Below are 16,651 nucleotides of genomic sequence, written 5' to 3' on the forward strand. Positions count from 1 at the left end.
GGCTTTCTATCCTTAGCCTCATCTAGTGAAATACCCATACATAAGAAAAAGAGACTAAGAAAACTTCATTTCCTAGCCCCTAAAAAGACGATATCATCATTGTTCTGATGTTTGTGAAGCCGCTTCTTGTAATTTCTTTTCTTTAGAAGCGTTTGTTAATCTAAACGCGAAGAAAATACCAATTACAATCAATACAATTGCGAAAATATAAGCGCTGTGCATCCCCATCGTCATCGCTTTGTTGATAATATCTTGTGTCACATGTTCATGTTTTGAGATTTCGTTATTTTGTACACCAGAAACAATACCTACAAACACCGCAATACCTGTTGCCCCTGCAATCGGTTGTAGGACATTAAAAATCGCTGTGCCGTGTGGATACTTATCTTGTGGTAAAGCATTTAAACCATTTGTACTTGCTGGCATCATAATAGAAGCAATGCCGACCATGAGTACAATATAAGCAATCACAAAGACATAAACTGGAATACCTGGATGAATGGTTGTGTAGAATATCGCGACTGCCAAAAGTGAAAACAAACCAGGAATAACCATTTTACGCGGTCCAAATTTGTCAAACAATCCTCCCATAAATGGTGAGAGTAAACCATTTAACAAAGCACCCGGTAGTAAAATAAGACCTGCAACTTTAGCTGAGAATCCCATAGGTCCTTGTAAATACATCGGCATCACAATTTCAGATGCAAACATACTCATCATCACAATCACAAAAATGATCATCCCTTTACGGAAATTGTGATAATGCAATACGCGAAAATCTAAAATAGGTTCCTCTAAAATAAACTGTCGACGGATAAAAGCAATAATACTGATAAGTCCAATAACAAGTGGTACGGCGATTTCCCAATTTAATAAGCCGCCATCTACCGAACTCACTTTAGACACACTGAAGATTAATCCTGTAATACCGACCGTTGATAGAATAATTGACAGTACATCGATTTTAGGTCGTGTGACTTCTCCCACATTTTTTAAGAAAATAAATGCAAATACAAATGTAAATAACATAAACGGAATAACGCTAAAAAACAACCAACGCCATCCTAAATAGTCAACAATAACACCTGATAAAGTCGGCCCTAGTGCAGGTGCAAACATGATGATCAGTCCAAATGTCCCCATGACACGCCCTCTCACTGACTCATCAAATAAAAGGAGCATCGCATTCATAATAAGGGGAATCATCAAGCCAGTCCCCACTGCTTGAATCATTCGTCCTGTTAATAACATCGGAAAATTCACAGCAAAACCTGCCACGAATGAACCTACTGTAAAGATGACGAGTAGCCCTAAAAATAATCGTCTTGTCGTAAACCATTGGATAATTAACGCAGATAGTGGTGAAACAATTCCCATGATCATCATAAAACCACTAGCCATCCACTGCACGGTCGTTCTCGAAATATCAAAGTAATGCATTAGCTCTTGTAATGCAATATTCAATAGTGTTTCATTTAAAATCATGAAAAAAGCACCAATGAGAAATACCGTCATAATAATTTTTGAATAACTTTTGTTCCCCATAATTCAACCCCCTCTTTTTTCGAACTTGTTTATTATACACAAATTGATAATAAATAGATACTGCTACAATTTTACTTTCAATATTTGATTGTAAATTGTATCAATGGCATTTCTTTATTCATCATCTTTCATTCCCCCTTTGTTAACACTGTATCTCTTTTGACATAAAACCAAACTAAGAAATCAGTTTTCCTCAATGTCATGTACTGGAACGTCACATTATCTACACATGTAAAAAAACCATCCAATGCTTGCATCACATCGAATGGTTTCTATTCAAAAAATTATGCGTCTTTATAATGACTTAATTGGTCAAAGTCAACAACGACTTGATCCATACGTTTTGCAGTATCTTTCAATACATTACGTGCGACTTTATTGCTCGGATCAAGTTTTAATATTTGTTTCGAAACTTCGAAAGCTTTTTTATCAGAAATCACAGGTTCCGGAAGTGCATGTAACAATAACATTTGCAACAAGCTCTTCACCTCTTTACCCTTTGTCAAATCAATAGAAGATTCGGCATGATAATACGCTGCATCAATTGCACCTGGCACGTCACTTAAAGGGTATACGAGTAATAGAAAAGCTAAGTCATGGATTTCAGTTGTTTCTTCTTCTTTAATCATGTACAACAAGCAAGTGTAATACATGACGCTTTCATCTTCATACGCACTGGAAATATAGGCTTCTTCAAATTCTAAAAAGTCAGTGGCAGACATTAATTTTTTCACTGCGTCAAATTCGCCGTTTAAGACATGTCTCTTTATTAAATCTTGCATGGCTCGTCCTCCTGAATGTGCCATAGTCCAATCACTATCATCTTAACATACTTGCACTAAGATTACAGATTGGCGAATCACATTAAGTCCAATTTTATCAAATTTTTTAATACAATGAACATTTTAACATATTTTATAGAAATATACTTCAATCTTGAGGCTGAAATTATACAGAACGTGTGCGATACATCAAATATAAGAAATATGGCGCACCAATGACAGCAACGATTAATCCGGTAGGTAAGCCACTCGGTTGTAAAAGAATTTTGCCCAGCGTATCTGCAACAACGAGTAATAATGCCCCTATTATAATGGCGATCGGTAAGAAAAGTTGATGTCTCGGACCGACGATAGATTTCGCGATATGCGGGCCCATTAAACCGATGAAACCTATTGCACCGGCGACAGCGACTGCAACACTTGAAAGCGTCACGGCTACTAAAACTAAAATGAACCGTTCTTTATTGAGTCGAATGCCCAATGCTTTAGACACCGTATCGTTCGTATTTATAATGTTAAGTGTTTCTGACTTGATGAATAAAAATGGCACTAATACGATGAGCCATGGTAAAAAGGCAAACACAAATGGCCATGTATCACCCCATATATTTCCGGCTAGCCAAGTTGCAATAAATTCAGATTGCTCTTTATTAAAGGTCGCCATAATCGTAAGTGCTGCACCAGATAATGCAGTGGCCATCCCGACACCAATCAACACCATACTTGCCGGAGAAAGCCCTTTATCGCCTTGGTAACTCAATATGAAAATGGCGAGTGCCGTCCCTAAGCCGCCCATCATACTGACAATAGGTAAAACGTAGACAAATTGATCGGCGTGTATTTGACCTAAAGAGATAAACAACGCGATAGCAAAACCGCTTCCTGCATTAATGCCTAAAATTCCCGGTTCAGCGAGAGGGTTTTTAGTGACACTTTGTAATATAGCACCACTCATACTTAAAGCAATTCCCGCTAACAACGTAATGACGACACGTGGCAAACGAAAATCAATTAAAATGAGTCGATCTGCCGCATCACCTTGTCCTAGGAAAGTTTGAATAATTTGGCCGTACGACATCGCATATTCACCCGTCGTTAAGTTCCATGCGATTGCGAGCATTAAAAGGATGAGTGCACTAATGAATGTTAACTGCTGCTTTCGTTTTAAACGCGGATGAATCATAGCGTACGTCCTCCTTTACGAATCAAATAGAAAAAGTAAGGGACACCGATAAAGGAGATAACGGCACTCATTGGCGCTTCACCTAACAGTCTCGCCACAAGGTCCGCACCTAAGACGAGTGTACCACCTACTACCGCAGTCATCGGAAGGACTTTCATATAATCTGTACCGACCCAAAAACGTACGATATGAGGGACGATGAGACCGACAAATGCAATCTGACCGACCATTGCTACAGAAACGCCTGCAAGTAGCATCGATAAAATTAAAGCGACTGTGCGGACCATTTTTATATTTTGACCGAGTCCTACAGCTAACGCATCACCCAAACTTAAAATCGTCAACTGTCGGCTCATCAATATTAATAAGATTAACGACACTAAAATAATCGGCACGCTGATTTGAATTTGTTGCCAATTGGTGCCTGACACCCCACCTGCGCTCCAAAAGTTAATGGATTGATTGAGACGAAAAATGAGCGCCACCCCTTGACTGAGTGCCGTTAACAGCGCACTGACAGCAGCACCGGCTAAAATGAGACGCATTGGGTTAAAACCATCTCGTCTCGACGCACCAATCGTCATCACAATCGCGCCACCTAGCATCGCCCCGATAAAACCAGCAATAATATGCGCAATAAATGATGCGCCTGGAAACAGTGCGAAAGTGAGCGCTAAAGCAAAAGCAGCCCCAGCATTCAAACCAATTAAGCCGGGGTCTGCAAGTCCATTTTTAGAGACACCTTGAATCACGGCACCCGCTGTTGCAAGCGCCATCCCTACTAGCACAGCACCGATATTTCGAGGGATACGAACTTCTGAAATCACATTGTGTGCTTGGATTTTTGGATTATAATGAAAAATTGCTTCAAAAATGGTACTTAAATTCACATGCGCTTCACCTAATAAAGTCGCAATAATAAATACTATCAACAATACGATAACGGCACAGCCAAACTGTACCGCATCACTCCACTTCATATTTACTCTTTTTTCCAACATGTTCTATACTCCGTTTATCCAACCTTTAGGCTTTTTCGTAATGTTTACACAAGAGGTTGTACGTCACGAGCATCGGTTTACCTGTACGTGGATCTGTACTCAACTCTGCATCAATATTAAATACGCGTTCTAAAATTTCATTCGTCAGTACTTCATGCGTATCACCTTGTTTAATAATATCGCCATCTTTCATTGCGATGAGGTGATCTGAAAAACGAATCGCTTGATTAATATCGTGTAATACCATAATAATTGTCGTGCCGTGTTCAGCATTCAGTTCTTGTACAAGTTCTAAAATTTCAAGTTGGTGTGAAATATCTAAATACGTTGTCGGTTCATCAAGAAAAATAATGTCTGTTTTTTGTGCGAGCGCCATCGCAATCCAAACACGTTGACGTTGCCCACCACTTAGATCGTTGACTGCACGATGCTTAAAATCTATCGTTCCTGTCACACGCATCGCCCAATCAATCGCTTTTTTATCTTCTTCGTTCAAACGACCAAAGCCCTTTTGATGTGGGAAACGACCATAAGAAACAAGCTCTCCAGCCGTTAAACCATCCGCCACATCTGGAGACTGAGGTAAAATCGCTATTTTTTTAGCTATTTCTTTTGTTGACTGGACATGAATATTTTTGCCGTCTAAACAAATTTCACCACTTTTTGTATTTAATAATCGAGAAAGTGCTTTTAATAATGTTGATTTGCCACAGCCATTGGGCCCAATAATTGACGTAATGGCACCATCTGGAATTGCGACATCTAAATTATCAACAATGACACGGTCACCATACCCAATTGTGACCTCTTTACCTGTTAATCTACTCATCGTCATCCTTCTTTCTTAAAACGATTACGCCCTTACACACCATCGATTACGTGATTAAGGCGTTACTGTTCACACTCACCACGAATCGTGAGCTTTTCATTCCCTAATATTATGAAATCTATATACATTTTATGCAATTGATAATCATTATCATGTTTATGCCAAGTATATCATCATTTATCAAAAATTTCTAACTCAAAATAGTCTCAATTGGACTTCATCCATCCTCTAATGTATACGCATGCATCTAAATATTTTGATTCACGCGTAGTCAAAAAACACTTTTAAACTTCTCTTTAGCCAAATCGCACAAAAAAAGAGCTAAGACATTGAATGCCCAGCCCTTCATTTTACTTTTAATCTTCTACTAAAAAGCCATTGCCATAGACGTCACGCACGTCATGCACGACCACGAACGCACTATGATCAATTTTACGAATTAACCGCTTCGTCCGTGACAATTGCGTTTTACTAATCACGGCATAAAGCACGTCTGTTTCTTGTTTGGAGAAATAACCGCGCCCATTTAAAATCGTCACACCTCTACCGATATCTTCATCAATCATTTTAGCGATACGGTCAGGTTCTTTTGAAATAATCGTCACTGCCTTTTTAGGATTTAACCCTTCAATAACGAAATCCATCACTTTTGTACCGATATATAAACTGATTACGGTTAACAGCGCGCGATCTAACGGAATCACTGTCAATGAAATCAAGACGACAATTAAGTCAAAAAAGAGCAATGCATAAGGCGTACTAACGTCTAAATACTTATTCGCAATACGTGCCAAAATGGTCGTTCCAGCTGTCGTACCACCGGCTAAAACGATAATGCCAATACCTAAACCGACTGAAAATCCACCGAACACAGCATTAATAATGATATCATCTGATTTGACTTGCCAAGTATGCGTTAAACTTAAAAATACAGAAATTAAAATTGTAGCCACAATCGTTAAATACATACTTCTTTTACTTAAAAACTTGTAACCAATCGCAATCAATACCGCATTAACGACAAAGTTAATAATGGCAGGCGACCAGTGAAACGCATAATAAAGTACGATAGCAAGACCTGTCACGCCACCTTCACCGAGATCACCGGCGATGACAAATGCATTGACCCCCGCTGAAAAAATAAATGCGCCAACGATAACTAATAACAAATCTCTTATTGTTCTGCTCACCCAATGATTCCTCCCATTCTTTTATATCATTTCTAACTCGTCATAAGCCATACTATCACAACTTTGTGACAAAGCGAACCCCTTGAGTGACGACTCTTTTCAGCAGCCGCAAAATAAAATTTTAAATTTCTGAATATTTTGTTTACTTTTGACGAGAATGTGTGTATAATAGAAACTACCTTATTTGTTGCTAGTCATCTAGTCAACAAGAGGCCATCTCCTTTGTGTTTTTTTATAGTACAAGAGATTTTTTGCTCGAGATTGATATCATGCTCGAATATCAATCAAAATTATTCATTTCCCGTCTAAGGCAGTTCAGCATCAGCTGGGCTGCTCTATTTTTATGCATACTTCTTCTCACGCATGTCATAGAAAGTGTCTTGCAAAAATAAGAAAGAGGCTCAGACATCGTTTAGTCCAAGCCCCTCGTTCCTATATTCAAAAACGTTGTGATTTATTCACAGGCGGTTGATTTTACCACGCGAATAAACCTACAAAACCAGCTGTTAATAATGATACTAAAATACCTGCTAATAACATCATTGGTACATATTTAGATACAAAGTCAGATGTTTTTTCATTCACAATACCTTTTAACGTACCGATAATCATACCGATTGTTGAGAAGTTTGCAAATGAAATTAAGAATGTTGAAATGACTGCACGACGGTGAGGTGCGTAATCATTCACTTCTCCTGCGATTTGACCCATAACAACAAATTCATTCGTTACAATTTTCTTCGCCATATTTTGTGCAACTAACCATGCCTCATCTAATGGTAAACCAAGTAACAATGCGAATGGATACATGAATACACCTAAAATTTGGTCAAGACCGAAGCTACCTTTTGCATTGAATAAGTGACCAATACCACCAGTTACTAAGTGAATTAAACGGTCTGCTAATTCTGCTAATGCAACGAAACTGATAACGAAAGCGATAATGATGAGTACTAATTTACCAGCATTCAACACAGAGTCACCAAGGAATGAGAAGAATGGTTGACGTGCTTCATTTGCGCGTAAATCGTAAATCACATCTTCGTCTACTTCAACTTTTACAGGGTTTAAAATAGAAGCAACGATCATCGCGTTGACAATGTTTAACGGAATCGCTGTCAATACTAATTCACCTGGAATCATTGTCACATAAGCCCCAACAATCGCCCCAGATACCGAACTCATCGACATCATCGCTAAAGTCAGTACACGTGTTTCTTTCATACGTTTTAATTGTTCACTTGAAACCGCGAGTGCTTCAGTGTTTCCTAAGAACATCATTTCAATACCGAAGAATGCCTCGAATTTAGGCTGACGTGTAATTTTTGCAAGTACCCAACCAATTCCGCGCATAATCCATGGCAAAATACGTAAATACATCAAGATATCAAAAAGTGGCACAACTAATAAAATTGGGAATAACGCTGCTACTGCCATGTCCAATTGTTTTGGCGCTGTGAAGCTATGGAATGCAAAGCCAATCCCTGCAAACGATGCATCAATGACCCAAGAAATCCCCTCCGCTGCTTTTTTAACGGCGAGCGTACCAGCTGGGAAATATACAAAGAACCATGCCAAAATCAAGTTAAGGACAACAAGCGTCGCAATAGAAGCCCATTGAATGTTTTTACGGTCACGTGAGAATAAAAATGCAACCCCTAAAAAGACAAACAATCCAATAATGTTAATAATCAAATACATAAAGAGATACCTCTTACCTTTCAACTGTTTTTTAACACCATTAGTATACCACGACGTTTACATACTGAGAATATATTTTTTTCAGTATCATTTAAGTTCAATTCATCTAAACACGATACGATTTAATTCATTTTTTAATTTGGCACTGTGAAATGTTTCGATTGAAATTCGATATTTTTTCACATTTGGTACTAAAAAGTTATTGCCTACAAACGAAAACCGGCTTATTCTATAATTAAGTGAAAATGATTATCATTAACGATAAGTAGGTGTGCGTATGTTACATATTGGAAATGCTGAGATTGGAAAACAATATCGTGTCAAAGGATTAGATACAGACAATGTCCATTTAAAGCATCGTTTACGAGCCCTAGGTTGTGTAGAAGGATGTCAAATTTCTGTCCATCAAAAAGGATTATTCAAAGGACCTTGTACATTAAAAGTGAACGGTCAACATATTTGTATTCGTAACTGTGATGCTTGCGAAATTAGATTGGAGCATGCTTATGAGTAATGCATATTGTATTTTAGGGAATCCGAACGTAGGAAAAACGTCTCTTTTCAACGCTTTAACCGGCTCATATGAATATGTCGGAAACTGGAGCGGTGTCACAGTAGACAAAAAGGTCGGTCAACTTAAGAAAAATTTCGGTCATTTAATCGACTTACCAGGGATTTACGACTTAGTACCCATTTCCCGTGATGAAACTGTCGTAACAGATTATTTACTGCATGAAAAATTCGACGGTATGATCAACATTATCGATGCGGCCCAAATTAAACGCAATTTTAATTTAACTGTGCAATTGCTAGAATATGGCGCGCCAATGCTCATCGGTCTGAACATGATTGACGTGGCAAATAAACGCGGCATCCGGATTGACCACCAACGTTTAATGCGTCAATTGCATATCCCGATTATTCCTATTATCGCACGTACCGGTAAAGGGAGCGATGAAGTGCTCAATGCGCTTGCTGACCGTCATGTTTCAAGACAACGACCTTTAAAAATTCATTACGGTGATGCCGTTGAAAATTTATTAACACAACTTGTCAAAGCGTTACCCTCGACACTTCCATTAGCACAGCGCCATTACCGTTTTTTGGCTATTCAATATTTGCTTAATAACCCAGCTGTGTTGCGCTATTTGGATGAAGAAACGCTACAACAGTTTGAAATATTGACGGCACAGTTCAATACGATCGACCTTGAACAACATATTTTGAAATGTCGTCAACAGTATATCGATACTATGCTTGCTGAAGTCGTGACTTATCCAGATGCAGAGCGTCAACATTTGACTGAACGGATCGATGCGTTGCTCACACATAAAATACTGGGGATCCCTATCTTTTTAGGAATGATGTGGCTCATCTTTCAAATTACGTTTACTTGGATTGGGACACCGCTTTCTGATCAGTTGGACGCATTTTTCGGAGGCCCTTTAACCGATCAAACGGTCAATATCATGAATAAACTCGGTATTTATCCGGCACTTCAAGACTTGGTGACAGATGGTATTATTGCGGGCGTCGGCGGTGTACTCGTATTCATTCCACAAATTTTAGTGCTGTTTTTCTTCATTTCATTATTAGAAGATTCAGGTTACATGGCGCGTATTGCAGTGATTATGGACCGGATGATGGAAAAATTCGGCCTTAACGGCAAGTCATTTATTCCGATGATTATCGGTTTCGGTTGTAACGTGCCAGGTATTATGGCGGCTCGCAGTATCGAAGAAGAAAAAGAACGGCTGACGACCATTTTAATCGCACCGTTCATGTCATGTTCTGCACGTCTTCCAGTATATGGTTTGTTCGTAGCCATTTTCTTCGCACAACATCAAGCACTTGTCGTGTTAAGTCTATACGTATTAGGTATTGTTGTCGCGCTACTCGTAAGCTGGTTACTCTCTAAAACAGTGCTAAAAAAAGATACGTCCATTTTTGTCATAGAGTTACCGCCATATCGATTACCTTCAATTAAAACATTATGGCGTAGCACTTGGGAAAAAGGAAAAGGATTTGTTAAAAAAGCAGGCACATTTATTTTTGCAGGTTCTGTTGTGATTTGGTTGCTCAATTACACAGGACCATCTGGTATTGATGTCCCTATCGATCAAAGTTTCTTACACATGATTGGTGCGACTATTGCGCCACTGATCACACCACTTGGATTCAGTTCATGGCAAACCGCTGCGACACTCATTCCTGGATTTTTAGCGAAAGAAGTTATCATTAGTTCCATGGCCATTATTTTTGCGGTTAGCGAAGAGAGTCTCGTCGCTACTGTATCAACACATTTCACAGCACTCTCTGCCTATTCATTCATGGTGTTTATTTTACTTTACACCCCATGCCTTGCGACAGTGGCTGCGATACGTAAAGAAACCCCTTCATGGAAATGGACGATGCTTGCTGTGACATATCCCTTTGTCATTGCATATGTGTTGTCATTGTTAGTCTATCAAATCGGTTCGTACTTTATATAGGAGGCGTTGAAATTGACATTATTCATTAATTTGTTATTAATTGCATTGATATTAGGTTATGCAACTTGGGTAATAGTTCGATTTTTCAAAAAGTCGAAGCAAGGAAAATGTAGTGCATGTGAAAGTAATCAAGGTTGTCCGACTGAAAGTTTACCGAAACATTTGCAGTGATGGTGTTGTGTTGCGTTACGCCACGCATCATATATTGACAATAAGAAGACTGGGTCCAAAACGCACTGCTTCAAGTGGTTTCAGCTACCCAGTCTTTTTGTTTTCGTTATCGTTCTGTCTCAGTTTGTTCTGTTACTGCTCGATGCTGTGTTAAATTTTGAGTTTCAACAAATTGCTGATACATTGTGTGGGTTTGCATCAATTCTTCATGACGTCCTCTGCCTGTCACTTCGCCATGGTCTAAGAAAATAATCTGCCCCGCTTTTTTAATTGTAGAGAGACGGTGCGCAATAACGATGGTCGTACGGTTTTCCATTAAAACATCTAATGCTTCTTGGATTTTACGCTCACTTTCACTATCTAAGTTTGCGGTTGCCTCATCTAATAACAGAATGTCAGGGTTTTTCACAAAGCTTCGTGCAATATCGATGCGCTGACGTTGACCGCCTGACAGCTTCAAGCCGCGCTCCCCAACGATGGTGTCGTAACCTTGTTCAAATTCCATAATAAATTCATGACAGTTCGCAAGTTTGGCATAATGGATCAATTCTTCTTCAGATACTTCTCGATCCACACCATATAAAATATTATCGCGTATCGTGCCGTTCATCATCGCATTACTTTGCATGACGTAACCGATTTTTCTACGCCAATCTGTTAATGATAGCGCATCAATAGAAGTACCATTATAATAAATGCCACCTTGATCAATCTCATACATCCGTTCAATCAAGCTGAACAATGTACTTTTACCCGAACCAGAAGGCCCTACAAAAGCGGTCACTTCGCCACGTAATACATTAAATGACACATCTTTAAGGACTGGCGTATCATCATATCCAAAGTAGACATGATCAAATTTCAAGTCGCCAGTGGGAATCTTATCTTGAAAATTCGGTACGTCGATGTTTTCAAGTGGTTCATGTAAGATTTCATAAATACGCTGGCTCGCCCCTACTGCTTTTTTATAATCCGTCACTAATGTAGAAAGGTTAATCAAAGGCATCGATAAATTTAAAACGTAAAAAATCATCGCCACGAGTGTCCCCGCTGAAATCGCGCCCGAGGCAATACGCATACCTCCAAAACCTAAAATAATACCAATTGTAATCAGCATAATAATCCCTGAAATCGGTTGAACGACGGCAGCAATTTTCGCTTGTTTCAGCCCCAAGTCATAAATCTTTTTAAGGTTGCTATGTGCCTTATCCAATTCTAGTTTCTCAGTATTGGCCACTTTCACTAAACGCATTTCTGTTAATACACGCCCGAGTAGCCCACTAAAATTCGCAATTTCAGTTTGCGTATTCGTTGATATTTTTTGCATAATTTTACCGAGCGGCACCATTACTAATATAAAGATTGGAATGGTAATAAATGTAAGAAGTGTCATTTGCCAATCCAAGACGAACAGCATAATTAATGACCCAATGAGCGTAATCACCGAGGGGAAAAATCCTGGTAACTTTTGTGATATAAAATCATTAATGACTTTCGTATCATCTGTTAAACGACTCATCAATTGCCCGCTCTCATTTTTATCAAAAAACGGCATTTTCAAGTGGATAATATGGCCCCACAAAAGAGAACGAATCGCGTAAATAATTTTTTCGCCAATTTTATTAAGTAAATAGTAACCGAAACCACTTAACACGGCATTCACTAAAAATACCGCTACCAGTGCAATAATAAATACAGGACTAATCGATTCAAAAGTAAATTTGTCGACCACCTGCCCTGTAAACAAAGGCACTAATAATCCGGTCAAACTACCTATTGAAGCAATCGTCACGGCCACGATAATCAATCCAACTGGCCATGAAATTTTCTTTAATAAAAATACAAGTGGGTTGCGTGCTTTCATAACTTCATACCTCTTTTATTTTCGTTATAGTGATGCTATAAGACACCTCTCAGTCTTCATTCACTCTGAAGGCAGTCTTACCGCATTTACGATTACCTCTACTTTTACCCTTCAACAGATTGTTCTCAAAGTGACCACAACGGCTTAACTCAGTTTCATATCATCTCTCATGCCCATCATATCCGTCTGCATTAACATTTATAAACGATAAACTTTGTGGTAAAATGAATCGTGTTGTTTATCATTTATAGTTTTGTAGATTGAGGGAATACATATGAAAAAAATAATATTATCCATTGTGGTTGTATTCTTCGCTTCCACTATTATAACACCTTTTGCACGTGCATATACACCCACACCGGTTGAACTTGCACAACAAAGTGGTTACCCTGTCTCGTGGGCTTATCAACCTGAAGGCATGATCAACATCAGTCAAACAGGACAAATTTTATATACGTTTCAAAGCGAACAACAATGGTATCCTGCTTCTATGACCAAACTCATGACAATGTACTTAACGTTACAAGCTGTCAAAGAAAAGAAATTATCCTTAAACGACACGGTCCAAATCACTGACCAACATTACCGGATGTCCACCTTACCAGAGTTGAGTAATACGAAACTTTATCCTGGTGAAACATACACCATTGCAGAATTGCTTCAGATTACAGTCTCCGCTTCAAGTAACGCAGCTGCACTGATTTTAGCCAATCAAGTTTCAGATAATACATCAGACTTTGTCGATAAAATGAATGACACTGCCAAATCTCTAGGTATGACGCACACCCACTATGTGAATCCTACTGGTGCAGAAAACCGCTTATTATTGGAATTCGCGCCAAAGAAATACCAGCACGAACCATCTTCAACATCTTCAGCACGCGATTATGCCATTCTTGCCCAGCATGTTGTGAAAGACACACCTAAAATTTTGTATTTCACTAAACAAATTGCACCGACACAACACGGTGTCACATACTATACCTTTAACGATCTGTTAGAAGGTGGCAACATGAGTTTACCTGGAACAGATGGATTGAAAACAGGTTCGAGTGACATTGCAGATTACAACAACTCATTAACGACAAAACGTGGAAAATTCCGCATTTTTCATATTATTATGGGCGCTGGCGATTATAAACATCTCGGTGGCGAGAAACAACGTAACATGATGAGTGCGAGTGCCATTAACTATACGTTTTCACAATATGACTATAAAAAGGTACTGTCTAAAGGTAAACACAAAATTGATGGGAAATCGTACTATGTGACAGAAGATTTATACGATGTCGTACCGAAAGACATGGCTGAACCTTATCATTTTGTAGTAAAAGACAGCACAGTGCATCTCGACTACTCACGGAAGTTTATTACGAAAAATGATGGTCCCCCTACTGTAAAAGTGGAGAACCCGCTGATTTATGAATCGAAGTCTGTGGTGGTATCGACTTGGCGTGCATTTCCAGTATTGACGACAATCGCATTGGTGGTCGTTGTATTAATACTCGCGCTGATATTACATCGTATTGTTAGACGCTTGTTTAGAAAATAAGATTGTGAACTTGTGGCTTAACTTTTTTGATGCATTGAAATAATGAATATGAGTAAACTTGCCCTCTTTTTTGAACAGATCTATTAAAAATGATTACCTTGATAGATTCGCGTTCCCAGGGGACTTGCGAACCCATCAAGGCAATCTTGCCTCAACATTGGGGAAAGAAGGCAAGTTTTTTCATATCAAAACATCAAAAATGTATCGTCCTTTCACCATACCTTATTTTAAAGTAGTGTGATTGTTGTTTGCTGAAGGATTCGTAATTTCAAGAGCTACGAGGGCTGAGATATCACTCTCAACCCCTGTTCTTCTTTTCTGTACATGCGACGACCTATCATTTATAAGTACACAGCCCTCAACTTCTCCTAAATTTTGCGCTTCCCATACTTGGACATCATCACATAAAAGATTGGAAAGAGCACTGCATTGAACAATAACAATGCTGTACACATGAGAATCCCCATCGTGATAGATAAACTGTAGATATATCCGCCAAATGTCCCTCCAACCGCATCTCCAATGAAGAAAGAAGATTGTGAAAGCCCAAAAAAGAATCCTAAATGCTGTTGTGGAAACATTTCAAGTTCCATTAACTCCTGTGCAATGAAAGACCCTGTGTATAAAAAAGATCTTACTACTAAAATCAACAAAATAACGAAGCTTGAAAGTGGTGTTAAATAGAGTAGCAACAATATCGCTGCAATCACTTCACCACCGAAAAATATCCAATGTTTATAGCGGTTGACTTTTTGACTAGCAAATAACGGAGAAGCTACGATTGAAACTATACTATTCACTGCTATAAAAATACCGATGAGCGACACTGGGAGACCTTGATTTTTCAATATAATAGGCATAAACGGACTGATTAAACTCACTGCTAAGCCTATGATCACGCCGAAAAGGACGACGCCTACCACGAGTACTTTATATTGTTTTATAGGCTTTTCTTGCTGTTCTTTTGCTTCTTTTTCAACTTCATCGCTTGTTTTTTTAGGGAATTTAGGGACTAAGAGCGTAGTTGAAGCACAACACACTGCCGCTAAAATCAGCACGTAAATCATCGGATGTTCGACGATGTGTGCAAATAGTGTAACAAGCAGGCCTGCTACCACTGTTCCTACTGCAACTCCAATACTTGTGCCAGTTTCGTTAATAGAAACGATAGCCGGCCTATCTTCTTTAGTGCCAATGGTTAAAATCCAAAAGCGCAATGAAATGATGACAAGAGAGGCACCTAGCCCAGCGACGAAACCAGAGAACCCCGCGAGTAAGAAAGATTGTGTAAAGACCCTTAATACGAGACCGATAGCATACACGATAGCGCCTAGCTTTAAGGCAAAACTGGGAGAAATTTTATCTCCTATTTTACCAGTGAAAAATGATAAACTTCCCGCAATAGCCATCATGGTATAGGAAAAACCGAAAGATGTGAGTGCATGATTTTCTTCAAACCACAATGCGTGCACAGTTTTTGATAAATACATTGAAAAGAAAAAGAAGATACTGAACCATAAAAATTTTTGCGCAGACGGATACTGTTTTAAAGTTTTAAAAAATGTCATCTGATGCTCCTTAGTCTAAACATTTCTTGAAATAAGGAGCGCTATATCGCTTAAGGTCAAATTTCAAAAAATGATTTATCTTGTAATTTTCCTTTGTACTGGTGTGAAAATCGTTTTACTTTTGGTGTATTTTTAACTGTTTTCATCATAAACACCCTTTCACTTTTAGATTTGGAGATTAAAACGTCATATATCGTTATAAGATAAAACAACCTTATTTCAACCCCATCACACTCAATATAGCACGCAAATAAGTATAGAACAATGTATTTTCTTAATTTTCAGATACTTTTGGTTTTAAAGTTTTTGAGTAACAAAAATGGACCAAGAATGCAATCCCATCGCATTGTTGATCCATTTGAATTCATATTATTTTGCGTCTTTGCCATATAATTCTTGTTTGATTTGTGTCGTAGAAATACCTTCCGTACGTTTCAAGTAAATCACTTCACATTTATCTTTTAAGAAATCGAATTCGCCTTCCCAGTCATGACCCATTACAAAAGTATCGATTTCATACTTCTCAACGTCGGTTTCTTTTTGTCCCCAATCGTTTTCAGGAATCACAAGGTCAACGTAACGAATCGATTCAAGCATCATTTTACGTTGTTCAAAGTTGTAATATGATTTTTTATTTTTAACGCGGTTGAATTCATCACTTGAGAGTGCTACAACGAGGTAATCCCCCATTTCACGTGCACGTCTTAGTAATTCAATATGTCCATAGTGTAAAAGATCATACGTTCCATATGTAATGACACGTTTCATCTTTA

14 protein-coding genes are annotated in these 16,651 nt (G+C 38.6%); 4 read left to right on the forward strand and 10 right to left on the reverse strand.

Annotated elements, in window-relative coordinates; all coding sequences use genetic code 11:
- Window positions 1-96 precede the first annotated feature (96 nt).
- From EL101_RS11225 to EL101_RS11255, 7 genes are all read right to left on the reverse strand, one after another.
- Complete coding sequence (locus tag EL101_RS11225; protein ID WP_096596598.1) at window positions 97-1,545, reverse strand: MDR family MFS transporter; 1,449 nt, start codon at window positions 1,543-1,545, stop codon at window positions 97-99.
- A 284-nt stretch (window positions 1,546-1,829) separates the two neighbouring features.
- Complete coding sequence (locus EL101_RS11230) at window positions 1,830-2,327, reverse strand: hypothetical protein (RefSeq protein WP_096596597.1); 498 nt, start codon at window positions 2,325-2,327, stop codon at window positions 1,830-1,832.
- Between the two features lie 166 nt (window positions 2,328-2,493).
- Window positions 2,494-3,510 carry a FecCD family ABC transporter permease gene (locus tag EL101_RS11235; RefSeq protein WP_096588852.1) on the reverse strand — a complete coding sequence of 339 codons (1,017 nt, stop codon included), beginning with the start codon at window positions 3,508-3,510 and terminating at the stop codon, window positions 2,494-2,496.
- The gene (locus tag EL101_RS11240; protein ID WP_096596596.1) at window positions 3,507-4,511 is read right to left on the reverse strand and encodes a FecCD family ABC transporter permease; all 1,005 of its coding nucleotides are present in this window, start codon (window positions 4,509-4,511) and stop codon (window positions 3,507-3,509) included. The genes EL101_RS11235 and EL101_RS11240 overlap by 4 nt, the downstream gene beginning before the upstream one ends.
- A 25-nt stretch (window positions 4,512-4,536) precedes the next feature.
- Window positions 4,537-5,340, reverse strand: coding sequence for an ABC transporter ATP-binding protein (locus EL101_RS11245; RefSeq protein WP_086428356.1), 804 nt, complete (start codon window positions 5,338-5,340; stop codon window positions 4,537-4,539).
- Window positions 5,341-5,696: 356 nt separating this feature from the next.
- The gene (locus EL101_RS11250; RefSeq protein WP_096596595.1) at window positions 5,697-6,530 is read right to left on the reverse strand and encodes a YitT family protein; all 834 of its coding nucleotides are present in this window, start codon (window positions 6,528-6,530) and stop codon (window positions 5,697-5,699) included.
- A 474-nt stretch (window positions 6,531-7,004) separates the two neighbouring features.
- Complete coding sequence (locus EL101_RS11255) at window positions 7,005-8,231, reverse strand: NupC/NupG family nucleoside CNT transporter (protein WP_096596594.1); 1,227 nt, start codon at window positions 8,229-8,231, stop codon at window positions 7,005-7,007.
- Between the two features lie 277 nt (window positions 8,232-8,508).
- Here EL101_RS11255 and EL101_RS11260 point away from each other — a divergent pair, with 277 nt between their 5' ends.
- The 3 genes from EL101_RS11260 to EL101_RS11270 are packed head-to-tail and all read left to right on the forward strand — an operon-like array spanning window position 8,509 to window position 10,894.
- Window positions 8,509-8,745: a FeoA family protein gene (locus tag EL101_RS11260; protein WP_096596593.1), complete on the forward strand. Its 237-nt coding sequence runs from the start codon at window positions 8,509-8,511 to the stop codon at window positions 8,743-8,745.
- A complete protein-coding gene (gene feoB / locus EL101_RS11265; RefSeq protein WP_096596592.1) occupies window positions 8,738-10,723 on the forward strand; it encodes a ferrous iron transport protein B in 1,986 nt (661 codons plus the stop codon). Before EL101_RS11260 ends, feoB begins: the two co-directional genes overlap by 8 nt.
- Window positions 10,724-10,735: 12 nt before the next feature.
- Window positions 10,736-10,894 (forward strand): FeoB-associated Cys-rich membrane protein, encoded by a 159-nt coding sequence (locus EL101_RS11270; RefSeq protein WP_096596591.1) that lies wholly within the window; start codon window positions 10,736-10,738, stop codon window positions 10,892-10,894.
- A gap of 106 nt (window positions 10,895-11,000) precedes the next feature.
- On the opposite strand, the gene EL101_RS11275 is transcribed toward EL101_RS11270, so the two are convergent.
- Window positions 11,001-12,758 carry an ABC transporter ATP-binding protein gene (locus EL101_RS11275; RefSeq protein ID WP_096596590.1) on the reverse strand — a complete coding sequence of 586 codons (1,758 nt, stop codon included), beginning with the start codon at window positions 12,756-12,758 and terminating at the stop codon, window positions 11,001-11,003.
- Between the two features lie 274 nt (window positions 12,759-13,032).
- Here EL101_RS11275 and pbp4 point away from each other — a divergent pair, with 274 nt between their 5' ends.
- Window positions 13,033-14,310 (forward strand): penicillin-binding protein PBP4, encoded by a 1,278-nt coding sequence (gene pbp4, locus EL101_RS11280; protein WP_096596589.1) that lies wholly within the window; start codon window positions 13,033-13,035, stop codon window positions 14,308-14,310.
- 368 nt (window positions 14,311-14,678) lie between these two features.
- Here pbp4 and EL101_RS11285 read toward each other — a convergent pair whose 3' ends face one another.
- A complete protein-coding gene (locus EL101_RS11285) occupies window positions 14,679-15,878 on the reverse strand; it encodes an MFS transporter (protein WP_096596588.1) in 1,200 nt (399 codons plus the stop codon).
- Window positions 15,879-16,247: 369 nt separating this feature from the next.
- Window positions 16,248-16,646 carry a glycerol-3-phosphate cytidylyltransferase gene (gene tagD / locus EL101_RS11290; protein ID WP_096596587.1) on the reverse strand — a complete coding sequence of 133 codons (399 nt, stop codon included), beginning with the start codon at window positions 16,644-16,646 and terminating at the stop codon, window positions 16,248-16,250.
- Between the last annotated feature and the right edge of the window lie 5 nt (window positions 16,647-16,651).

The sequence above is a fragment of the Staphylococcus delphini genome (assembly GCF_900636325.1).
Lineage (GTDB): Bacteria > Bacillota > Bacilli > Staphylococcales > Staphylococcaceae > Staphylococcus > Staphylococcus delphini.